18 protein-coding genes are annotated in these 21,337 nt (G+C 44.8%); 9 read left to right on the forward strand and 9 right to left on the reverse strand.

Going from position 1 to position 21,337, the window contains the following annotated elements:
- Positions 1-167 precede the first annotated feature (167 nt).
- Positions 168-2,474, reverse strand: coding sequence for a penicillin-binding protein 1A (locus tag H8K52_RS18890; RefSeq protein WP_186924474.1), 2,307 nt, complete (start codon positions 2,472-2,474; stop codon positions 168-170).
- Positions 2,475-2,821: 347 nt separating this feature from the next.
- Here H8K52_RS18890 and H8K52_RS18895 point away from each other — a divergent pair, with 347 nt between their 5' ends.
- The 9 genes from H8K52_RS18895 to H8K52_RS18935 all read left to right on the forward strand — a co-directional run bounded on the left by H8K52_RS18895 (position 2,822) and on the right by H8K52_RS18935 (position 13,960).
- Entirely contained in the window at positions 2,822-3,901 is a 1,080-nt protein-coding gene (locus H8K52_RS18895) for a pilus assembly protein PilM (RefSeq protein WP_186924475.1), read from the forward strand.
- A complete protein-coding gene (locus H8K52_RS18900) occupies positions 3,901-4,524 on the forward strand; it encodes a PilN domain-containing protein (RefSeq protein ID WP_186924476.1) in 624 nt (207 codons plus the stop codon). Before H8K52_RS18895 ends, H8K52_RS18900 begins: the two co-directional genes overlap by 1 nt.
- Positions 4,525-4,537: 13 nt before the next feature.
- Entirely contained in the window at positions 4,538-5,203 is a 666-nt protein-coding gene (locus tag H8K52_RS18905; protein ID WP_186924477.1) for a type IV pilus inner membrane component PilO, read from the forward strand.
- 86 nt (positions 5,204-5,289) lie between these two features.
- On the forward strand, positions 5,290-5,733 hold the full coding sequence (locus H8K52_RS18910; RefSeq protein ID WP_246464696.1) for a pilus assembly protein PilP: 444 nt from the start codon (positions 5,290-5,292) through the stop codon (positions 5,731-5,733).
- Positions 5,730-7,886 (forward strand): type IV pilus secretin PilQ, encoded by a 2,157-nt coding sequence (pilQ, locus tag H8K52_RS18915; RefSeq protein WP_246464698.1) that lies wholly within the window; start codon positions 5,730-5,732, stop codon positions 7,884-7,886. The genes H8K52_RS18910 and pilQ overlap by 4 nt, the downstream gene beginning before the upstream one ends.
- A 72-nt stretch (positions 7,887-7,958) precedes the next feature.
- Positions 7,959-10,343 (forward strand): beta strand repeat-containing protein, encoded by a 2,385-nt coding sequence (locus H8K52_RS18920; protein WP_186924480.1) that lies wholly within the window; start codon positions 7,959-7,961, stop codon positions 10,341-10,343.
- 32 nt (positions 10,344-10,375) lie between these two features.
- Positions 10,376-12,058 carry a bifunctional shikimate kinase/3-dehydroquinate synthase AroKB gene (aroKB, locus tag H8K52_RS18925; RefSeq protein ID WP_186924481.1) on the forward strand — a complete coding sequence of 561 codons (1,683 nt, stop codon included), beginning with the start codon at positions 10,376-10,378 and terminating at the stop codon, positions 12,056-12,058.
- A 26-nt stretch (positions 12,059-12,084) separates the two neighbouring features.
- Entirely contained in the window at positions 12,085-13,236 is a 1,152-nt protein-coding gene (locus H8K52_RS18930) for a deoxyguanosinetriphosphate triphosphohydrolase (RefSeq protein ID WP_186924482.1), read from the forward strand.
- Positions 13,237-13,264: 28 nt separating this feature from the next.
- Complete coding sequence (locus H8K52_RS18935) at positions 13,265-13,960, forward strand: DUF4197 domain-containing protein (RefSeq protein ID WP_186924483.1); 696 nt, start codon at positions 13,265-13,267, stop codon at positions 13,958-13,960.
- Positions 13,961-14,044: 84 nt separating this feature from the next.
- Here the strand turns inward: H8K52_RS18935 and H8K52_RS18940 are convergent, their stop codons facing one another.
- The 8 genes from H8K52_RS18940 to H8K52_RS18975 form a co-directional block, all read right to left on the reverse strand.
- The gene (locus tag H8K52_RS18940; RefSeq protein WP_186924484.1) at positions 14,045-15,136 is read right to left on the reverse strand and encodes an enoyl-CoA hydratase/isomerase family protein; all 1,092 of its coding nucleotides are present in this window, start codon (positions 15,134-15,136) and stop codon (positions 14,045-14,047) included.
- 295 nt (positions 15,137-15,431) lie between these two features.
- On the reverse strand, positions 15,432-15,785 hold the full coding sequence (gene hpf / locus H8K52_RS18945; protein WP_186924485.1) for a ribosome hibernation-promoting factor, HPF/YfiA family: 354 nt from the start codon (positions 15,783-15,785) through the stop codon (positions 15,432-15,434).
- A gap of 129 nt (positions 15,786-15,914) precedes the next feature.
- Positions 15,915-17,405 (reverse strand): RNA polymerase factor sigma-54, encoded by a 1,491-nt coding sequence (locus H8K52_RS18950; RefSeq protein ID WP_186924486.1) that lies wholly within the window; start codon positions 17,403-17,405, stop codon positions 15,915-15,917.
- Positions 17,406-17,431: 26 nt separating this feature from the next.
- Positions 17,432-18,175, reverse strand: a complete 744-nt coding sequence (lptB, locus tag H8K52_RS18955; RefSeq protein WP_186924487.1) for an LPS export ABC transporter ATP-binding protein — start codon at positions 18,173-18,175, stop codon at positions 17,432-17,434.
- A 10-nt stretch (positions 18,176-18,185) separates the two neighbouring features.
- A complete protein-coding gene (gene lptA / locus H8K52_RS18960; protein WP_186924488.1) occupies positions 18,186-18,776 on the reverse strand; it encodes a lipopolysaccharide transport periplasmic protein LptA in 591 nt (196 codons plus the stop codon).
- A gap of 98 nt (positions 18,777-18,874) precedes the next feature.
- A complete protein-coding gene (gene lptC, locus H8K52_RS18965) occupies positions 18,875-19,492 on the reverse strand; it encodes an LPS export ABC transporter periplasmic protein LptC (protein ID WP_186924489.1) in 618 nt (205 codons plus the stop codon).
- Positions 19,482-20,051 (reverse strand): KdsC family phosphatase, encoded by a 570-nt coding sequence (locus H8K52_RS18970; RefSeq protein WP_186924490.1) that lies wholly within the window; start codon positions 20,049-20,051, stop codon positions 19,482-19,484. Before H8K52_RS18970 ends, lptC begins: the two co-directional genes overlap by 11 nt.
- A complete protein-coding gene (locus H8K52_RS18975; RefSeq protein ID WP_186924491.1) occupies positions 20,051-21,085 on the reverse strand; it encodes a KpsF/GutQ family sugar-phosphate isomerase in 1,035 nt (344 codons plus the stop codon). The genes H8K52_RS18970 and H8K52_RS18975 overlap by 1 nt, the downstream gene beginning before the upstream one ends.
- Positions 21,086-21,337 lie beyond the last annotated feature (252 nt).

The raw sequence follows: 21,337 nt of genomic DNA on the forward strand, positions 1-21,337 counted from the left end.
AACCAGTTGTTCCAAGGTGACCATTTCTAATTCGTGTTGGAAAGGTGTCGGTGTTTTTAGCATGCCGCTATTAAACCAAAAGGCCTCGCACTTGGCGAGGCCTTTTGGGGTTTGTCAGCAGTCTGAGCGAGATTTCTTCTCGCTATTTTTTTAACCGCTTATTTTTCTTACTCGATAATGACTTCGTCAGCATTCAGATTGCGTAACGCGGACCCGGGTGGATTTTCCACATAGAAGTAATCACCTTCTGCCTGAATAATACCATTGGGAATTGGGCGTTCCATAATCGGAACATCGCGTAAGGCGCGCTGCATATAGCCGATCCAGATAGGCAATGCAAGTCCGCCACCAGTTTCGCGATTGCCAAGATTACGAGGCTGATCGTATCCCATCCACGCAACACCAACGATCTTCGCTTGATAGCCAGCGAACCACGCATCAATTGAGTCATTCGTGGTGCCAGTCTTGCCGGCAAGGTCAGGACGCTTCAGTGTCAAGGCTTTAGTGGCCGTACCAAAACGCACAACATCACGCAGCATACTATCCATTAAAAAGGCATTACGTTCATCAATCACACGATTGGCTTCATCTTCGGCAGTGTCTGGTTTTGCTTGTGAGATGACTTTGCCATCGGCATCGGTAATTTTCGCGATCAAGTAAGGATTGATTTTGTAGCCACCATTCGCGAACACGGCGTAAGCACCAGCCATCTGCAATGGTGTCACTGCACCAGCGCCCAGAGCTAAAGTCAAATATGGCGGATTTTTTTCAGGTAAGAAGCCGAAGCGACTGGTGTATTCTTGTCCGTATTTCGCACCAACTTTTTGCAGGATGCGAATGGAAATCATATTTTTAGATTTTGTTAAGCCTCTGCGCATCGACATCGGGCCTTCATATTTTCCATCATAGTTTTTTGGCTCCCATGCTTGGCCGCCAGTTTGACCCGCATCGAAGCTAATCGGTGCATCATTGATAATGGTGAGCGGTGATAAGCCTTTTTCCAACGACGATGAATAAATAAAGGGTTTGAAACTTGATCCCGGCTGGCGCCAAGCTTGCGTAACGTGATTAAACTTATTTAAGTTATAGTCAAAACCACCCACTAGTGCTCGAATCGCACCATCGTGGGTATCTGCTGCGACAAAAGCCGACTGCACTTCGGGCATTTGAATGATGGACCAGTTCTTGCCATCAAGGATGATGCGGATCACTGCGCCTCGCTGGATGCGCTTATTGGCCGGCGCATTTGATTTTAAACCTGCTGCAGCAAAGCTTAATCCTGGGCCTGTAATTTGTACTTCTTCACCATTTGATAATACGGCTTTCACAGATGTTGGACTTGCTTCCGTAACCATGGCGGCCAGAATATCATCGCTGTCGGGGTGATCTGCCAATTCCTTTTCTATGACTTCATCTGCTGCATCTTTATTCCGGGGTAATTCTACGATCGCTTCCGGACCCCGATAGCCGTGCCGACGCTCGTAGTCGAGCACGCCTTTGCGTAAAGATGCGTATGCAGTTTCTTGTTCTTCTTTGGTTATCGTGGTGTAGACATTAAAACCGCGGGTGTAGGTTTCTTCTTTAAATTGCTCGTACACCAACTGGCGCGCCATTTCGGCAACATATTCTGCATGAATGCCAAATTCGGCACTATTGGTTTTGATGAGTAGCTTTTCTACTTTCGCTTGTTCAAATTGCGCTTCGGTGATGTAGCCCAATTGTTTCATGCGCTGCAAAATATACTGCTGACGAACCGTTGCCCGCTTTGGGTTCGCTACCGGATTATAGGCAGATGGCGCCTTTGGTAAACCAGCCAACATTGCTGCTTCCGCCACGGTAATGTCTTTTAATTTTTTACCAAAATAAATTTGTGCCGCAGACGAAAAGCCATAGGCACGTTGCCCTAAGTAAATTTGATTCATGTAAACCTCGAGAATTTGATCTTTGCTCAAATTTTGTTCGATTTTCCATGCCAATAAAATTTCATAAATTTTGCGTTTGACTGTTTGCTCTGTAGATAAGAAAAAATTCCTCGCTACTTGTTGGGTAATTGTTGATGCTCCTTGTTTATTTCCGCTGGTGAGATTGTTGACTGCGGCTCTGGTAATCCCAATGTAGTCAACCCCACCATGTTCATAAAAGCGATCATCTTCAATTGCTAGGACCGCTTTCTTCATTACTTCGGGAATGTCAGCAATGTGCACGACATTGCGGCGCTCTTCACCAAATTCGGCGATGAGTACATTGTCGGCAGAAAATACCCGCATTGGCATTTTGGGGCGATAACTGGTAATTGCATCAATTTCCGGCAAATTGGGATATGCCATGGTCACGGCAAACACCAAAATTAATACTCCAGTTATGAACAGTCCGAATAAAACTAAACAAATTTGCAAGAAAAGCCGTAATGCGGCATTCTTGGGCTTTGACTCATGTTGAACTGTGTTGATTGGCGGGTCGATGGGTGATGACATGGTGACTTCGAAGTATAAAGATCGGGAGAAATATATGCAGCTGATTGACGCGCATTATAACTGCGACGAATCAACTATAAAAATTGCATTTCATCGTTTTTACTCTCTAAGTGGAGAATTGACAACGTAAAAGCGCCGCTTTGCCTTGAAAATGCTTTACATTACACATCCCTTATTGCTAGGATTTAACGTAAGCTAGTATGAGTGTCTGCTAAATCGCGGTTTTTAAAAGAAAAATTGAATTTCAAGCTTTTCTAAATTGTTTTTTTGTGGAAATTTTGCGCTAATGTTGAGCATAATTTTTGACACATTTGGCATCGAAAAAATATTTATTTGAGGGGATATCCTTGGCTTTAGATCTCGCATCATTGCTTGGACAAAAAAATCCACCACTAGTGGGCTTGGATATCAGCACGTCAGACGTTAAGCTGGTGGAGCTCTCTCGTTCGGGCGAAAAAGATTTTAAATTAGAGCGTTGTGCTTCTGAGCCATTACCAAAAGGCGCAGTTGTTGATGGCAATATTGAAAACCTTGAACAGGTCTCAGATGCTATTTTGCGTGTGATTAAACGTAGCGGCACGAGCACACGAAATGTGGCCTTAGCGATGCCAGCTTCCTCGGTGATTACAAAAAAAATGATTCTGCCTGGGAATTTGACCGAGCAAGCTTTAGAGTTTCAGGTCGAATCTGAAGCTAGTCAGTACATTCCATTTGCGATGGACGAAGTTAGTATCGACTTTTGTGTGGTCGGACCAACCGCAAACTCCGAAGAAGATGTCGACGTTTTGCTTGCAGCTTCACGCAAAGAGAAAATCGAAGATCGTGTTGCTGCCGCGCAAGCTGCGGGCTTGCAGGCTAAAGTGATGGACATAGAGTCGTATGCCGCGCGTGCTTCTGTTGAACGATTGATCGAAAAGCAGCCCAACGCAGGACAAGACCAAATCTACGCATTATTTCAAATTGGTTCCAAAGTCACTTATATATCCATCTTGCTAAATGGGGATGTTATTTATGAACGTGATCAGCAGTTTGGGGGTAATCAATTAACGCAAGATATCGTACGTAATTACGGCCTGTCTTTTGACGAAGCTGAAACCAAGAAGCGTCAAGGTGATTTGCCTGACAGCTATGAAATGGAGCTGTTAGAACCATTTCTAGAGAACGCAGCGCTGGAAGTGACTAGGGCTATTCAATTTTTCTTTACTTCGACGCCATATACACGGATAGACCAAATTTATTTAGGAGGAGGTTGTTCGATGTTGCCAGGTTTGGTAGATATCGTTGCTGAACGAACGAAATTGTCGACTTCTGTCATTAGCCCTTTTAAGGGAATGGAGCTAGGTTCCAATATTAATGAAAAAGCATTGAGAAGCGATGCGCCTGCTTACTTGGTCGCTTGTGGTCTGGCGATGCGGAGGTACGGATAATGATAAAAATCAATTTACTTCCACATCGGGAAGCCAGACGTAAAGAATTAAAAAGCCAGTTTTATTCATTGATGATGTTTGCTGGGCTGGCAGGGACTGCTGTCGTGATTCTCATCGGATTCATTTTTTCGTCTCAACTATCGGCGCAAACCGAGCGTAATGCATTTATAAAAAAAGAAAATGATGAGCTTGATTTGAAAATAAAAGAGGTTGCGAACCTTAAACAAGAAATCGATGCTTTGAAAGCACGCCAACAAGCGGTTGAAGATCTGCAGGGAGATCGTAATCAGCCGGTCTTTATGATGAATGAACTGGTCAAACTAGCTCCAGAAGGATTGTATTTGACCCTAATTAAGCAGGAAGGGCAACGTATCTCCATTAAGGGGTATGCACAATCGCATTCGACGGTGGGGATTTTTGTAACTGAGCTGAGTTCTTCAGAGTGGATGACAAAACCAGAAATTATTCAAAATAAGGCGGTTGGCCTAGGGCAGGGCAGGGATGCGAAGCGAGTGATCGAATTTGACCTCAATGTGGGAATTCGTCGGCCGCGTGAATTAGAGGCCGCTGCAAGTGCTGCGCAGCTTCCTGCGAACAAGCCCGCCAATGCAAAAATGCCTTAACTAAGAGAATACTATGTCAAATATTAAGGAAAAATTCGAAGCTATTTCTAGTCAGTTTCAAGACTTGAATGGTTTGCATCCAGGTCTTTGGCCTTTGGCGCCAAGGATCTTGTCGGCAATAGGCCTATTTGTTTTCGTATTGTTTGTCGGCTGGTGGTTTTACTGGAGTACACAACTCGAAGAAATTGACCTTGGACAACAAGAAGAGCAAAAGTTGAAAGATACTTTTAAAGATAAAGTGCAAAAATCGATCAGCTTAGAAGCTCTAAAAGAACAACGTAAGCTTGTCTTGCAATATGTGTCAAGGATGGAGAAGCAGTTACCGAGCACTGCTGAATATGCCGCCGTACTAGACGATATTAACTCGGCTGCAAATGGACGTGGTTTAAGTATGGATATTTTTAAGCCAGCCGCGGCATCTATTAAAGACTATTATGCTGAGTTGCCTATTGAAATCCAAATGGTCGCCAATTATCACGATATGGCACAATTTGTTGCAGATATTGCTAAACTTCCAAGGATCGTGACTTTAAACAACTTGACGTTAACAGTGAGCAAGGATGCTAAAAAGCCGGGAATTGTCATGGACGGCATTGCCAAGACCTATCGCTATCTTGATCCAGATGAAATTGCTTTGCAAGCAGCCGAGCGCAAGAAGGCTAAGGAGCTGAAGAAATGAGGATGTTAGCTAAAATTTGTTTGATGCTCTTGGCTCTTTCGCTGAGTGCTTGTGGCGACAATGGTTTGAGTGAACTGCATGATTGGATGAATCAAGTCAAAAAAGAGGCCAGTGTCAGAGTAACTCCAGTCGCTGAACCAAAAGTTTTTATACCTGTTGCTTACAACGGCAAGGATCTAATCGACCCATTTGACCCTAGTAAATTGCTAGTCGTCTTTGCCCGCTTAAAAGCAGCAAATGACAACGGCCTAAAGCCAGACTTTGATCGTCCAAAAGAAGCCTTAGAAGGATACGCCTTGGATGGCATGAAAATGGTTGGATCTTTTGATAACCACAAAAGTTTGCAGGGATTGGTACAAATTGGTAAAGCAGTTTTCCCTGTCGTTGTTGGTGGTTACATAGGACAAAACTTCGGAAAAGTCATTAGTATTAATGAAGCACGCATTGATTTGGTTGAGATTGTACAAGATGCTACAGGTGAATGGACCGAACGAAAAGCAAGCTTAGAATTGCAAGAGGCGAAAAAATGAACAGACTGATTAATGTGGGTATGAGGGGCATCATGGGGATTAAGTATTTTTTGTTAGGCTTGATATTTTTAGGGAATTTTGCCCAGGCGCAAACTGCTAATACTATTGAATCCATCACTGCAAATCAGCAGGGTGCGAACATCATCGTCAAGATCAATTTTAAAGCACCTTTGGTGAAGTCACCGGTCGCTTTTTCAATCACGAATCCTGCACGTATTGCTTTTGATTTTCCAAACACCGCGAACGGTACCGGCAAAAACACGGTTGATATCGGCCTAGGTGAAGTCCGTAGTGTGAATTTGATTGAAGTCCCTGAGCGCGCCAGAATGGTATTTAATCTGAATCGTTCATTGAATTACGCTACGTTTATTGAAGGAAATGCTCTAATCGTCACAATCGATGGCTCTGGCGGTTTGGCCACACCTGTTAATGCAATTGGATTACCAGTAAATCAAAAAGACGTTGCACAGTCGGTGAAACAATCGTTGAGAGACATTGACTTTCGTCGTGGAGCTGCAGGCGATGGAAGAGTTGTAGTTGATCTTCCTAGTAATCAAATCGCAATTGATGCGCGTTTGCAGGGCCAGACGATTGTGGTTGATTTTATGCGCGTCAGCCTTCCCGATATTTTGAAGCGAACCTTGGATGTGGCTGACTATGGTTCACCTGTTCAAAAAATTACCACCACACGTCAAGGTGAAAATGTGCGCATGGTCATCGAGCCTAAAGGCTTGTGGGAGCACAGTGTTTATCAAAGCGATAGCCAATTAGTGGTGGAAGTGAAGCCAATTAAAGAAGATCCCAATAAATTGACACAAGGAACTCAAGGATACAAAGGTGATCGCTTTGGTATGAACTTCCAAGATGTTGATGTCCGTGCCGTGCTGCAAATTTTGGCCGAACAAGGTGGCGTGAATATCATTGCTAGTGATTCTGTTAGCGGCAATATCACCATTCGACTCATCGATACGCCCTGGGATCAGGCATTGGACATCGTGATGCAAATCAAAGGCCTTGATATGCGGAAGAATGGCAATGTGATTCTGATCGGGCCAAAAGATGAGTTGCTAACTAAGGAAAAGTTAGAGTTGGAGCAAAAAGCAGCGATTGCTGAATTGGAACCACTCAAGACAGAGTCATTCCAATTAAAATATCAAAAAGCAGAAACCTTTCAAAAACTTTTTGGCACAGACAATTCTACGCAGAACCGGATGCTCTCGAAGCGCGGTAATGTCATGATTGAACCAAGAACGAATCAACTGTTTGTGACTGACATCGCTTCAAAAATTGAGGAAGTGCGTAAATTAATTCAGAAAACCGATATTGCGACTAAACAGGTCGTGATTGAAGCGCGTATCGTTGAAGCGGACAATAAATTTAGCCGCAATTTGGGCGCTAAATTGGGTTTTGCGGATTTACGTGGACTAAAAGGTGGCGATACTGGTTTTCAAATCTCCGGAAATCAACGTGCTGCTCTCACGGGTAACTACTTGGGTGTAGGTGAACAAACTGGGCAGGCAAAAATTACCGAGAAAAGCTACATGCCGAATACTCAATTTGTGAATTTACCCGCAGCCGGCATTGGTGGTCTCGACGCTGGTAGTCTTGCGGTAAGTTTGTTTTCTGCGGCGGCAAATCGCTTCTTGAATTTGGAATTATCTGCATTGGAAGCTGATGGCGACGGTAAAATCATCTCCAGTCCACGAGTGGTCACGGCCGATCAAACTCCCGCGCATATTGAACAAGGCCAAGAGATTCCATATCAAATAGTTAGTTTGAGTGGTGGTACCGCGATATTTTTTAGAAAAGCAACCTTGAGTCTAGACGTCACTCCACAAATTACGCCAGATGGTACGATTATTCTTGCTGTTGATGTACATAAAGATAGTCGTGGTGAAGAAACCCGCGGTGGTCCGGTGATTAATACAAAGCAAGTCAAAACCAATGTGTTAGTAGAAAACGGTGGTACCGTGGTACTTGGTGGTATTTACACCCAGGAAGAACGTGCTGATGTGACCAAAGTTCCTTTCCTTGGTGATATTCCTTTGTTTGGTAATTTGTTTAAATCTACCGGCAAAACTAACAATAAGACCGAATTGTTGATATTCATTACGCCAAAAGTGCAATTAACAGGTACATTCGCAAATCAGTAAGCATAGTTTTTAGTAAGATTTTTGATTCTTGTACAGGTGGTTTCTGTATAAATTTATATTGATAGGTGTTACATGACGAAGTTAATTCGCGCTTTTATTGCAATGTCATTGTTGGCGTTGGTTTCCGCTTGCGGTGGTGGTGGTGGATCTGCCGGAAATACCAGTGGCGTGCCGTTATTTACAACGGCCGCTGAGAAAATCACAATTGCTCCCGGTGAAGTCCAAGTTTATAACATTGGCGGTGGTGTCCCTGGTTATGTCGCGACGAGTAGCACTGGGGCCGCCAGTGTAAAAGTTGACGGTAAAGTGTTGACGATTACTGCTACAGGAGCCGGAACGGCAACAATTACTGTGAATGACGCTGCTGGTGCCAAGGTCACAATTGCGGCAACGATAGGTACTGGCGTTGATTTGTTTACCAGTGCGCCAGAAAAATTAACTCTCGGAGTTGGACAAACTTCGACTTCATTCACAATCGGTGGGGGAAGTCGGATTTATACGGTATCGAGTGGTAACCGACAGTCTGTGTTGGTGAATCATACAGGCTCACAATTTAGTTTGACAGGCTTAGCCGCTGGCATAAGTACCGTGACTATCACTGACAGTCTGGGTGGAATTAAGAAAGTTGAAGTTACCGTTGGTTCTGGGGTGGACTTATTTACTACGGCGCCAAGCACTGTAGTAATTGGCGTTGGCTCGACTAGTGCAACATACCAAATTGGTGGTGGAAGTGAAGTCTATGCTGTAGCAAGTAGCGATCGTAATGTCGCGACGGTCTTTCAAACTACAGCTCGGAGTTTTGCGGTGGTTGGTCAAACCGGTGGACGTGCAGTTGTATCAGTGACTGACACCCTCGGTAAGGTCGTAAAGATAGATATTGTGGTTGGTTCTTTGGTTGATTTGTACACCACAGCGCCTAGCCTTGTAACTGTTGCTGTTGGCAGCGCCTCTGCTGTTTATTCAATCGGTGGTGGTACTCAGATTTATGCTGTGACTTCTAGCGATAAACGTATTGCTACCGTTGGTCAGGCATCTATGAATGAATTTATTATTACTGGCCAGGCTGGCGGAAAAGCCGTCGTGACGGTTAAAGATACGAATGGTAAAGAGATCAAGATTGACGTGGTAGTTGGTACGGTTGATGCTCTGTATTCAACCGCAGCTGCGGAAGTAACTTTAGAAGTTGGTGGTGCGAATTCTTATAAAGTTGGCGGTGGTACAACTGTTTATTCAGTTGGTAGTAGCAACGCAAGTGTTGCGTTAGCCACTATTGTTGGCAATGATTTAATCATTACCGGTGTGAGTATTGGTAAAGCGACTTTGATCGTTCGCGACTCCACAACCGGCAATTTATCTATTAATGTGACGGTGGGTTCGGGGACGCCATTGCCATTGTTTACGTCTGCAGCCAGTGATATTGTAATTGCCCCATCCACTTCTCCAACCTTCTCTATCGGCGGTGGCCGCCCACCATATAAAGCGAGTAGCACGAATAGTAGTGTGGTTACAGCTAGCGTCAGCAGCAGTGTTTTGACGGTAACAGGCTTGGCAGTCGGAAATGCGAAAGTCAATGTCTATGACTCTGTCGGAACGTTAGTGCCAATTAATATTACTGTAGGAACAGGTACTGTTATTCCGCTGTTCACCACAGCGCCAGGGTCTGTCACTTTGGTTTCAGCCAGTACGGCCACTTATGCTATCGGCGGCGGAACGCCTCCATACTCAGTCAATAGCAGCAATCTCGGCGTTGCAACAGTGGTGGTGAATGGATTGAGTTATACAGTGACAGGAAAAACAGCTGGGACAGCGGATCTGTTAATTCGTGATTCCTTAGGAGCATCAACTTCGGTAGCTTTGACCGTGTCGTCGACTGGTGCATTGCCGTTGAATTTATTACCAGGGGATTCAACTGGTTCAGTTGGTGATACCTTGAATTTTAGAATCTCTGGCGGGTCTGGACCATTTGTTATCACTAACAATAATCCAAGCATCGCGACATTGGAGCAAACAGGAGAAACTTTCACCGCTAAATTGCTAAATGTGGGATCAACGACCGTAGTCGTCACAGATTCTCAAGGTGTGAGTAAGCAGGTGGCAATTTCAGCAACTCCAAACGTTTCAATTTTACGAATCTCACCATCGGCCTTAGAAATTGGGGAGGATAGTACAGCCAGTTTTAATATGGAAGTGAAAGGTGGCACAGCACCATATAGAGCATTTACAGGTGATCTCGTGATGTCTTCTGTGTCTATCAATGGTTCAATTGTTACTGTTGGTTTGGGAAATCGAGGAAGTCGCTGTATACATCCAGTTGATGATTCGGGAACCTATAAGCGCGGTGAAATTTATGAAATTGCGATCACAGTTCTTGACAAATTTGGTTCAGCCGCAACTGCTAAACTACAAATCCGAGACAACAGCCGCGGCATCGGACCGGTTGATTCATGCGGTAACTAAGTTAGCCCCTTCGTTTTTAAAAGTAGATTTTAGTGACAAGTAATATATTTTTAGTAGGTCTGATGGGCTCTGGCAAAACTACGGTTGGCAGAGCCCTTGCCAAAAAGCTGAACAAACGTTTTATTGATTCTGATCACGAAATAGAGGCACGCACTGGTGTCGCTATTTCGGTGATTTTTGAAATTGAAGGTGAAGCCAGTTTTCGTCAGCGAGAAGCCGATGTGATTCGTGACCTTTGCCAACAAGAGGACATCGTTCTCGCCACTGGTGGGGGCGCTGTTTTAAATCCCCAAAGTCGAGAGCTGCTTCATACACGTGGTATAGTTGTGTACCTGAAGGCGAGTATTAGCAATATTTTGCATCGTACCCGACATGACAAAAAGCGGCCATTGCTGCGCACTCCTGATCCCCGTAAGAAACTCGAAGAGCTTGAACAACAGCGAGATCCGCTCTACCGCGAAGTCGCCCATATTGTGATTGAAACTGGCCAGCCACAGTTGCAAACTTTGGTACAAACCATCGTCGAAAAATTACCTGCGCCTGTGAATGAGTTGGATCAGACCTTACATCAAATCACCAAGCAAGCACCAATTGCGCATCAAAGTAGAGTATTTATGGAACAAGAAATACATCAGGCACGTACGCTGCAAGTTGATCTTGGTGAACGCGCATATCCCATCACTATCGGTGAGGGTTTGCTGTCAAACCCAGCTTTACTGCAAAGCCGCATTAAAGGGCAGCGTATTGTGATTGTGACGAACTCAGTGGTTGCGCCTTTGTATTTGGATAGTTTGACCAAACAATTAAATGCGATTGGTAAGCAAACGGAAGCAATTATTCTCCCTGACGGTGAAGAGTACAAAAATTGGCAAAACCTCATGTTGATCTTTGATGGACTGCTAGAAAAAAAATGTGATCGTAAGACCACCTTGTTAGCTCTGGGCGGTGGTGTCATAGGCGATATGACAGGGTTTGCTGCTTCAGCGTATATGCGCGGGATTCCTTTTATCCAGATTCCGACAACATTGTTAGCGCAAGTAGACTCGTCAGTTGGTGGAAAGACTGGAATCAATCATCCACTCGGTAAGAATATGATTGGTGCGTTCTATCAGCCGCAAGCAGTGATTGCCGACATGAGCACATTAAACACGTTACCAGATCGAGAATTGTCTGCGGGATTAGCTGAGGTGATTAAACACGGTGCAATTATTGATTCAGGCTTCTTTACTTGGATTGAGAACAATATCGAAAAATTGCGAGCAAAAGACATTGAAGCATTGTCGTATGCCGTTTTGCGTTCATGTGAGATCAAGGCAAATGTCGTTCGACAAGATGAGCGCGAAGGCGGCTTACGCGCTATTTTGAATTTTGGACATACCTTTGGTCATGCTATCGAGTCAGGACTTGGCTACGGTAATTGGTTACATGGTGAGGCTGTTGGTTGTGGTATGGTGATGGCGGCAGATTTATCTTATCGATTAGGTTACATCGATTTTGTTAGTAAAACGCGTATTACAAAATTAGTAGAAGCTGCAGGGTTGCCGACCACCGCGCCGGATTTAGGTGAGCAAGTCTGGCTGGAGTTGATGGAAGTGGATAAGAAGAATGAAGGTGGGCAAATCAAGTTTATTTTGCTCAAACCTTTAGGTAGTTGCCTCATCACCGAAGTTCCGAAAGAGATGCTATTAGCGAGTTTGCGAGCCAGTATTCAGTAAGTTTCCTCCTGTTTGAAAGCTACATTATGTTTTCCGATCATCAACTCGCCCCTTATGCTGCTCAATCTGCACAATCTAAGGGGAGACGATTTTCGGAACCAGCGCCGAGCTCCCGCTCCGAATTTCAAAGAGATCGGGATCGCATCATCCACAGTACGGCTTTTCGGCGACTTGAATACAAGACGCAAGTCTTCGTTAACCACGAAGGCGATTTGTTTCGTACCCGCCTAACCCATAGTATCGAAGTTGCGCAAATTGCTCGATCGATTGCACGTAATTTACGTTTGAACGAAGATCTCGTTGAGGCGATCTCACTCGCACATGATCTTGGTCACACCCCGTTTGGACACGCAGGGCAAGATGCGCTCAATGCTTGTATGAAAGATTACGGTGGCTTCGAACACAATCTCCAAAGTCTGCGTGTGGTGGATGTTTTGGAAGAACGTTATGCGAGTTTCGAAGGTCTTAATTTAAGTTTCGAATCTCGCGAGGGGATACTCAAACACTGCTCTTTGAATAACGCTCGTTTGCTTGGCGAATTAGGTCAACGATTTATTGATAGAACGCAACCTAGTCTCGAAGCGCAGTTAACTAACCTAGCTGATGAAATTGCCTACAATAATCACGACATTGATGATGGTTTGCGGTCAGGTTTACTCAATGAGTCGCAGTTAATGAACGTCGATTGTTATGCACGATTTCGACGAGAAGTTGATCATACCTATCCAGGAATTACTGGACGACGCGCAATTTCAGAAACCATACGTCGAATGATTAATTTGTTGATTACCGATCTTATCCAAACATCGGAGCGACAAATTGCAGATTGTGCGCCAAAGACAATTGAGGATGTGCGCGCGATGCCTGCCATGATTGCGTTTTCTGATGGGATGTATCAGGAAGCCAAGGTGTTGAAACAGTTCTTATACGAGAATCTCTATCGACATTATTTAGTCAATCGTATGAGCAATAAGGCGAAAAATACGGTACGCGAGTTGTTTACCTTAATGATGGCAGAACCGGGGTTGGTTCCACCTGACTATCGAATCAATGTCCAAAGCGACTCACAACAGACACAGATCATGCAGGCTCGTCGGATCGCAGACTATATCGCTGGCATGACAGACCGATTTGCGATTCGTGAGCATAAACGTTTATACCAGATAGAAGAAGTATAAATTCAGATTAAATTTGATAAGGATTATCATGCGAACTATGCAATTGATAAAAGCTTCGACGGTAACTTCACTATTGTTGCTGTGTACTTCTGCGTATGCTGCAGACTTGAGCCAACTTAGTTCTAAAGATGCGAATAGTGGCTTGAAAGCGGCGTTGGAACAAGGTGCGAATGCAGCGATATCAAGATTAGGTGTTGCAGATGGATTCCTAAATAATGAGAAGGTGAAGATTCCTTTGCCATCCATTCTGGAAAAAGCAAAACCCATTTTGAAATTGAGCGGACAAGCCAAGCATCTAGACGAGCTAGTCATAGCGATGAATCGTGCAGCTGAAACGGCTGTACCAATGGCAAAACCTTTGCTGTTGGATGCGGTGAAAACGATGTCCGTCGCCGATGCAAAAAATATTCTGAGTGGTGGGGATACTTCGGTCACAGATTTTTTTAGACAAAAAACATCAACTGCATTGACGACCAAGTTTACACCGACAGTAAAGGCTGTCACAGATAAAGTTGGCCTAGCTAGTAAATACAATTCGGTAATGGCGAAGGCGCAAAAGATGGGCGCCGTGCCTGAAAAAGAAGCGACAGTTGAATCTTATGTGTCGGATAAAGCGGTCGATGCGTTGTATACGATGATCGCGGAAGAAGAGAAGAAAATACGGCAAGATCCAATCGGTACTGGCAGCAAAATTATCGGTAAAGTTTTTGGCTTGCTAAAATAAATTTGGATCTGAATTGTGGGGTGAATTAATCGCCGGCATTAGCCCAATAATGCTGGCGCGTGACTCATCTATTGCATGGTCTTTTTATTCGAGATGCGCTAAAGGATGAGCATAGTTTGGCCATACTTCTGCAAAAAAGCTCGCGACAAGCGCATCATCAACTTCCGCCATACTTGCAGGTAACCATTGCGGTGTATTGTCTTTATCCACGACTAACGCACGCACGCCTTCCAATACCTCACCGTGCTTAAAGCAATGTCTGACCATGGTGCGTTCGATACGCAGACATTCAGCAACCGACTTCTGTTGGCAGCGCTGTAATTGCTCAGAGGTGACTGCCATCATCAGTGGCGATCGTTTGTTCATTGTGGCTAATGTCGCCAGCGCGAAAGGCGAAGTATCGTTTGCTAGTGAGGCCATGACTTCATCGACACGATGGATTTTGAAATGATGATCAATAGCAGATCTATGTTGCGCCAATGTGCAGTTTTCCACATCCGATGCTTGATAAAACTGCGAGGCATAATCACGAATAGCAACACGAAGGTCGGTGTTTTCCGATTGCGCGATTAGTTGTAGCAAATCAGGAATAGCTGCAGTCGGGATATAGATATCGGCCAGGTTCGCGTAAATCGCATCCATGCCTTGAATGACTTCTCCAGTCAGGCCTAAATAGCGGCCAATTTCGCCAGGGGATTGATTTAAGAAATAGCCACCGCCAACATCTGGAAACAAGCCAATGTTCACCTCAGGCATCGCCATTTTAGTCCGCTCAGTTACGATACGGAGTCGGCTTGCAACACCAGATTGCGCGATACCCATGCCACCACCCATCACGACGCCATTGAGCAAAGCGATATAGGGTTTAGGATAAAAATGGATTAAATGATTTAGTGCATATTCCTCGGTGAAGAAGTCTTCCAGCAAGGCACTGTCTTGCATTGGCGTTTTTGTGCCAACATCATAAAAGAAACGAATATCGCCGCCAGCACAGAAAGCCTTTTCACTACTACTTTGAATCAACACAGCTTTGACCTCAGGGTCTGTACGCCAGGCCAATAAGGATGCAGTAATCGCGCGCACCATTTCTAGCGACAAAGAGTTAAGGGCTTTTGGGCGGTCTAAGGTGATGATGCCAATACGATTTTTGATTTCGGATAAGACGTGAGAGCTCATAAGATAGCCATTGGATTTTGTAGAAGTGGATTTTAACCCAGAATTTCCATTGGGATTTGAGACGATGGTGGATGCACTTTTCGAGGCAGTTTTTACGTGAATGAGGCGAAAATAGCTAGCTATTTTCAACGAAGAACGAAAAAAATGACCGAAAATGCGCCGCCAGCGCTCAAATAGCGTCGAAGACGCGCCTAATGGAAAATCTGGGTTTAACTCAGGGAGATTGACTAGACAAAAATAAAGGGCGCTAAAAAGCGCCCTAGGATCATCACTCAAAGTGAATCAGAAATTACATTCAATCTAATTGTGTAGATGCTGGATCAGGAATATGTTTGATCGCATCATGTTGATGGTCTTGAATTTTGTCCTTATGTTTGATCACTTGACGATCAAGTTTATCGACTAAAGCATCAATGGCTGCATACAAATCATGCGCCAGACTTTCAACGTGGATGTCTTTCCCACTCAGGTGTAAATTAATATCAGCTTTGTGCCGTTTATCCTTTTCGCGGAGCTTATCAACCGTCAAAATAACGGCGATATCAATGACTTGATCGAAGTGTCGTCTTACCCGCTCTAACTTGGTTTGTACATATTCACGAATTGCAGGAGTAACTTCGACGTGGTGTCCACTGATGGTGAGATTCATACTACGCTCCTATGGTGATATTGCTTTTATTGCCTTCTGTACTGCCAGTCATTACGATCGCTCATTGGCAGAAAATTGTTTTGAGCTAAATCATATATAACGATAGAAAACAATATTTCAAGAACTGGTTTATAAAGATTTTCGCAGACTGACGGGAGGGATCTTCAGAGCTTCGCGATATTTGGCAACAGTGCGCCGCGCGATGACCATGCCTTGTTCTCCCAATATGTCGGCGATCTTACTATCCGAGAGGGGTTTCTTCTGGTCTTCTTCTCCTATTAATTGTTTGATCAGCGCCCGTATCGCTGTGGAAGATGCTTCACCACCAGTTTCCGTTGCGACGTGACTACCGAAAAAATACTTCAACTCAAACATGCCGTGTGGTGTCAGCATAAACTTCTGAGTTGTCACACGCGAAATAGTGCTCTCGTGTAACCCCAGTGTATCAGCTATTTCGCGTAAAACAAGGGGTCTCATCGCAACAGCACCATGCGTGAAAAAATTGTATTGTCTTTCCACTATAGCTTGTGCAACGCGCAAAATCGTATCGAAACGCTGTCGCATGTTTTTGATGAGCCAACGCGCTTCTTGGAGTTGTGGGCTCAGGCTGGTATCTCCACGTTGCTGCTTCATCAAGTTGGCATACATTTGATTGATGCGTAAGCGTGGCATCACATCGCGGTTGAGCATAACTTGCCATTCATCGCCAATTTTTTTTACTACGACATCGGGCACAACATAATCCGATTTTGCCGCCGCAAAAGCGAGTCCAGGTTTGGGATTGCATTGGCGAATGACCACTTGTGCTTCGCGCAAATCTTCGTCGTCACAATGTAAAAATTTGCGTAATTTCGTAAAGTCACGTTGGGCAAATAAAGGTAAATAGTCCTGCACAATTTGTAGTGCAAGGCGTCTAGTGACGAAGGGGATTTTGGGGAAACGCCTAATTTGAATTGCCAGACATTCGGATGTACTGCGCGCCCCTACACCTTCTGGTTCAAAGCTCTGCAACATATTGAGAGCAAATTGCAGCTCTTCGAGTTCTACACATAAATCGATCGGTAAACTGGCGTGAATATCGTCTAAAGATTCGCACAGATATCCATTCTCATCAATGGCATCAATGACTAATTCGATCAAGGCGCGATCGCGTGGCTCGCGAATCGAGACGCGCATTTGTTCTAGTAAATGTTCCCGTAAGGTGGTTTGTGCGGCTTCTAATTGGGGCCTGCCATCTTCTTCGTCATGACTTTTGGAGCTGGAACTGGGCGCTTCATCGAAGCTCCAATCATCGCTACTTGCCTGCGCATCGACCTCGGCACTTTGCTCTGCAGCTTCATTAGCGGTAGAAACTTCTGCAGTGTCTTGCGGCGGATTTTCTACGGCTTTAAATTCTGTTTCACTTTGCGTGGTTGTACTGTTGATGCTGCCATCGGCAAGTAAACGCACAGCATTATCCAAAACGTCATCTACCCGTTCTAACATTGGGTTTTCAATCAACAAACCTTCTAACTCTTGATGTAGTTCTAGCGTAGATAACTGCAGCAAGCGAATTGATTGCTGTAACTGCGGGGTGAGCGCTAAGTGCTGTGAAGTGCGTAGCTGTAAGCTTTGCTTCATGATGTAGACGTCATAATTTAGCGAGATTACATGCGGAAATGTTCACCCAAGTAGACGCGCCTGACGGTCTCATTGGTGATGATTTCATCAGGCCGTCCGCTGGCTAATACGGAGCCTTGATTGATGATGTATGCATGGTCACAGATGCCCAGTGTTTCGCGTACATTATGGTCAGTGATCAAAACGCCAATGTCGCGCTCTTTGAGGAAGCGGACAATGCGTTGAATTTCAATGACAGCAATTGGATCAACCCCTGCAAACGGTTCGTCCAATAGTACAAAACGTGGATTCGTGGCTAATGCGCGAGCAATCTCGACCCGACGCCGTTCGCCACCTGACAGCGCACGCGCTGGACTCTCACGCAAGCCATCGATCTGCAATTCTTCTAATAAGGTATTAAGGCGCTTATCAATGTCAACTTTGGTAAGTGGCTTGCCATCATCATTGCGTTGCAGTTCTAATACCGCACGCACGTTGTCTTCCACCGATAGTTTACGAAATACCGACGCTTCTTGCGGTAAATAAGATAAACCCAAACGCGCTCTTTGATGGATAGGGAAATTTGAAATATTCACCCCATCGATGTCAATTTTGCCGGCATCGGATGGTACTAAGCCAACGATCATATAGAACGACGTGGTTTTGCCAGCGCCGTTAGGCCCAAGTAGTCCAACCACTTCACCGCTCTTCACTTGCAGCGAGACATCACGCACCACTTGGCGCATGCCGTAGCGTTTTTGCAGGCCTTCGATTACTAATGTACTGGTCATGGTTATCTGCTTATTTTTCTTGTTTAGCGTCCGTTTTTGCTGGTTTGGGTTCTGAAGTGATACGGACTTTACCGCCACCTGGGACACGTTTGCCGCTGGTGGAGTTGGTCGCCGTAAACACATCATTCAAACTGTCATACGAGAGAAATTCGCCATTTTGTTCTTGTGTGATTTTCTCTTGAGTTAAATAGCGTACTTGCGCTTTTGCGATAAATTTAACCACTTCGCTTTTTTTATCATATTCAACTCTGTCAGCCGAACCTTCTATCCACAAATCTTCACCGCCATCACGTTTTTGGCGGAAGAACACCTGGCTGCCATTGTGACCGGATAGGGTAACGTTGCCACCACCATCGGTGGTCTCTGTTTCGACGGCATTCTCAGCACGAATCAATAATGTGCCACGACTCAACTCCACTTTGCCTGTCAGTGTTTTGGTATTGGTTTTTCCATCGAATACCGTATATTCAGCAGAAATATTGGTACGTTTTTGACTATCCGCTTTTTCTGCGTGGACGTACGGACTGAGTAATGATGCCGTAATCAAACTGATGACTGCGGCGAATTTGAAAGCGCTTGTAGTTGATCTGGAAGTCGTCATTCAATAGTCCTCGTTTCTTTCAATTTTCGTTTGTGCTACTCAACAATTGTTTGTCGCCGCTTGCTTCGACAAAGTTTAAGAATTGATGAGGGTAGGCATTATTTGCTTGCACCAGGTGGAGCGATACTTATCTGAACTTTACTTAGTAAGCGAATTTTTTGACTGCTATTATCTGCTTCCATGCCGATTGCGTTGAGATTGGCGCGTGGTGTTGTGAGCGTTACTGCTTCCGCTGTACGCATTCTCTCAGTATCAGGAAAAAGAGTTAGTGCTTTGGTCGACATGGTGAGATGGGAACCTAGCTTACTATTGCTACGTTCAACCTGTACGTTTCCCCGCAAATGGATTTGATCTTCGGCTTTACTCTCTGGTTTTTCTTGAATTTTTTGTTTCACAATCGCGCGATCAGCCCGTATCGTCATGGGAGTTTTTTCCTGATCAATGCCGACAATTCTAGGTTGAACAATTTCGAATTCGTCTTCTTGTGGGAAATGAATGAGTCTGTCACCTGTGACGCGGTAATTGGTCTGTTTTGATTGCGATAAACGGACAAAATTAAATTGTTCTACATAATAGTCCGGTTCACTTCTATCCTTGCGGTTGTTCGCGTCATCATCGACTTGGCGTCGCATGACCTCATATACCCAAAAACTGCCGAGCATGATTAAGCCAAGTAAGGCGACACCTAGCCAGACGCGAATTCGATCAGCGGTCATCGTCACTCACATCCAAAAAAGGTGCTAATACAGAGTCATATTTGTTCTGTGCTTGCAAAATGAAATCACAAACTTCGCGAGCAGCGCCCCGACCGCCATTAATTTGCGTGACATAACAAACACGACTGCGTACTTCTTTGTGCCCATTGGGAACGCTAGCAGGGAATCCCACTCGTAACAAAATTGGTAAATCGATGACGTCGTCGCCTATAAATCCACAGGCTTCGTGCGGCACATTGAGCTCTTTGCATAAAGTGAGAAAGGCCGATTTTTTATCATGTATGCCTTGCATGACATGCGTTATACCAAGATCGCTGGCACGTTTGCTGACGATCGCTGATTGTCTGGCGCTAATAATGGCAGTGGCTATTCCAGCGCTCTGCAATAATTTAATGCCCTGACCATCGAGTACATTAAAACTCTTCATCATTTCGCCATCGGGGCCAAAATGCAAACTGCCATCGGTGAGTATGCCGTCCACATCGAAGATCATCAGACGTACTTGGGCGGCACGTTGTACTGCACCGAGGTTCGACCTATTCAAAGTATCCTGACTCATTAAATCACCTTGGCACGTGTCAAATCATGGATATGCAAAGCACCGACTAATTTTCCTTCAGCGTCAGCAACTAGCAACTGATTGATTCGATGTTGCTCCATAATTTCTACAGCTTCAACTGCTAATTGTTCAGGGCCAATCCGATGTGGGTTTTTGCGCATGATATCCGCAATCACCAATTCAGAAAAATTGAGTGGCTTATCCATCAAACGACGCAAATCACCATCGGTGAAAACGCCAACAATGTGATTTTCTTGATCGACGATCGCTGTCATCGCCATGCCCTTTTGAGTGATTTCCATCAAGGCACTGCTGAGTTTTGTGCTTGGTTTGACTTGCGGAATTGCATCACCAGTTCGCATCACGTCTTTCACGTGGGTGAGTAGACGACGGCCAAGCGCGCCACCCGGGTGGGAACGGGCGAAGTCTTCTTCCTTGAATCCTCTAGCATCAAGTACCGCCACTGCGAGTGCATCTCCGAGTGCCAAAGTGACCGTCGTGCTGGCCGTTGGTGCCAGATTGAGTGGGCAGGCTTCTTTATTAACGTGCACGCTCAAATGTAGATCCGCAAGTTTCGCCAACGTCGAGTTGGGGTTGCCAGTTAGGGCAATCAGTTTTACACCGAGTCGCTTAAGGATAGGCAAGATAGCGACTAATTCGCCAGCTTCTCCAGAGTAAGAAATCGCGATGAAAACATCCTGTGATGTGACCATACCAAGATCACCATGTGCAGCCTCAGCGGGATGCAAAAAGAAAGAAGGTGTGCCGGTTGATGCAAAAGTTGCGGCAATCTTTCGCGCGATATGACCAGATTTGCCTATGCCAGAAATAACCAGACGTCCTTTGCAATACAAAACCAGATGGATTGCGTCAATAAATGCGGTGGAGTCATCGCCGCCCAAACGCTGTTTTAGGCTGAGAATGGCATCGGCTTCGATCTGCAAAGTTTCGCAAGCCAGTAACAAGGCGTGGTTGGTCTTTGCGTCGTTTGGTGATGCTTCGGTTTTTTCAGAAGAGATATTTAATGTGCTCATGGGTGGAGTATAAACTAAATATGAATAAGCAAGAACTCTGCCAGATGTGAATTTACTATCAAGGGTTTGAACATCCTTAGCTGAATCTGTTGGTTAAACGTAGCAGAGATTTAGAAAAGTAATAGAAATAGAAGTTTGTCGATTCATAAATAGTGAGAAAGCTTGTCAATTAAATTTTATTCAAGGATACTTTTGCTGCTACGAAATTGCCTGAATTGCGTATTTGTACTATTTTCTTTTAACTATATTGAG

The sequence above is a fragment of the Affinundibacterium seohonense genome (assembly GCF_014284305.1).
In the GTDB taxonomy this organism is placed as follows: domain Bacteria; phylum Pseudomonadota; class Gammaproteobacteria; order Burkholderiales; family Burkholderiaceae_D; genus Undibacterium; species Undibacterium seohonense.

Bases quoted from the DNA above. Each gene is read 5' to 3' on its own strand.
- H8K52_RS18935 (WP_186924483.1), top strand. From the start codon at position 13,265: ATGCGAACTATGCAATTGATAAAAGCTTCGACGGTAACTTCACTATTG.
- H8K52_RS18905 (WP_186924477.1), top strand. From the start codon at position 4,538: ATGTCAAATATTAAGGAAAAATTCGAAGCTATTTCTAGTCAGTTTCAA.
- hpf (WP_186924485.1), bottom strand. From the start codon at position 15,785: ATGAATCTCACCATCAGTGGACACCACGTCGAAGTTACTCCTGCAATT.
- lptC (WP_186924489.1), bottom strand. From the start codon at position 19,492: ATGACCGCTGATCGAATTCGCGTCTGGCTAGGTGTCGCCTTACTTGGC.
- H8K52_RS18970 (WP_186924490.1), bottom strand. From the start codon at position 20,051: ATGAGTCAGGATACTTTGAATAGGTCGAACCTCGGTGCAGTACAACGT.
- H8K52_RS18930 (WP_186924482.1), top strand. From the start codon at position 12,085: ATGTTTTCCGATCATCAACTCGCCCCTTATGCTGCTCAATCTGCACAA.
- H8K52_RS18900 (WP_186924476.1), top strand. From the start codon at position 3,901: ATGATAAAAATCAATTTACTTCCACATCGGGAAGCCAGACGTAAAGAA.
- H8K52_RS18975 (WP_186924491.1), bottom strand. From the start codon at position 21,085: ATGAGCACATTAAATATCTCTTCTGAAAAAACCGAAGCATCACCAAAC.
- H8K52_RS18940 (WP_186924484.1), bottom strand. From the start codon at position 15,136: ATGAGCTCTCACGTCTTATCCGAAATCAAAAATCGTATTGGCATCATC.
- lptA (WP_186924488.1), bottom strand. From the start codon at position 18,776: ATGACGACTTCCAGATCAACTACAAGCGCTTTCAAATTCGCCGCAGTC.
- lptB (WP_186924487.1), bottom strand. From the start codon at position 18,175: ATGACCAGTACATTAGTAATCGAAGGCCTGCAAAAACGCTACGGCATG.
- H8K52_RS18920 (WP_186924480.1), top strand. From the start codon at position 7,959: ATGACGAAGTTAATTCGCGCTTTTATTGCAATGTCATTGTTGGCGTTG.
- pilQ (WP_246464698.1), top strand. From the start codon at position 5,730: ATGAACAGACTGATTAATGTGGGTATGAGGGGCATCATGGGGATTAAG.
- H8K52_RS18890 (WP_186924474.1), bottom strand. From the start codon at position 2,474: ATGTCATCACCCATCGACCCGCCAATCAACACAGTTCAACATGAGTCA.
- H8K52_RS18950 (WP_186924486.1), bottom strand. From the start codon at position 17,405: ATGAAGCAAAGCTTACAGCTACGCACTTCACAGCACTTAGCGCTCACC.
- H8K52_RS18910 (WP_246464696.1), top strand. From the start codon at position 5,290: ATGAATCAAGTCAAAAAAGAGGCCAGTGTCAGAGTAACTCCAGTCGCT.